Source organism: Paraburkholderia sp. SSBN10T, assembly GCF_056619545.1.
This window is the reverse complement of the sequence record NZ_JBWQQI010000064.1, coordinates 1-679: the sequence shown is the minus strand read 5'-3', so window position 1 is coordinate 679 and position 679 is coordinate 1. Positions and strand designations below refer to the sequence as shown.

The 679-nt window shown below is 62.7% G+C and carries 1 protein-coding gene; it reads right to left on the bottom strand.

The features are described from left to right. A partial coding sequence (locus tag AC1ECK_RS36640; RefSeq protein WP_480328186.1) for a radical SAM protein occupies window positions 1–679 on the bottom strand: 679 nt, incomplete at both ends.

Sequence of the window (679 nt, the reverse complement as noted above, 5' to 3'; positions counted from 1 at the left end):
GTCCTTCGTCTCGCCCGGCAGGCCCAGGATAAACGTGCCGTGAATCTTGATGTCCAGCTTGCGGCAGTCTTCGCTAAAGCGTCGCGCGATGTCCGTGCGCAGCCCCTTCTTGATGTTCAGCAGGATCTGGTCGTCGCCCGATTCGTAGCCCACCAGCAACAGCCGCAGGCCGTTCTCCTTCATGATCTTCAGCGTCGAGTACGGCACGTTCGCCTTCGCGTTGCACGACCACGTCACGCCCAGCTTGCCCAGCCCACGCGCGATCTCCTCGACGCGCGGCTTGAAGTCGGTGAAGGTGTCGTCGTCGAACATGATCTCCTTGACTTCCGGCATGTTGTCGCGGATCCACTTCACTTCCTCCAGCACGTTTTCCACCGAGCGCGTGCGGTAGCGGTGCCCGCCCACCGTCTGCGGCCACAGGCAGAACGTGCACTTCGAACGGCAGCCGCGGCCCGTGTAGATCGACACGTACGGATGCTTCAGGTAGCCGATGAAGTAGTTGTCGATCTTCAGGTCGCGCTGATAGACCGGCGCCACGAACGGCAGCTCGTCCATGTTCTCGAGGATCGGACGCGCCTCGTTATGCTCGATCGAGCCGTCGGCGGCGCGGTAGCTCAGGCCCTGGACCTGCGCGAGCGGCTTGCCCGCCGCCACTTCCTGGCAGGTGAAGTCGAATTCT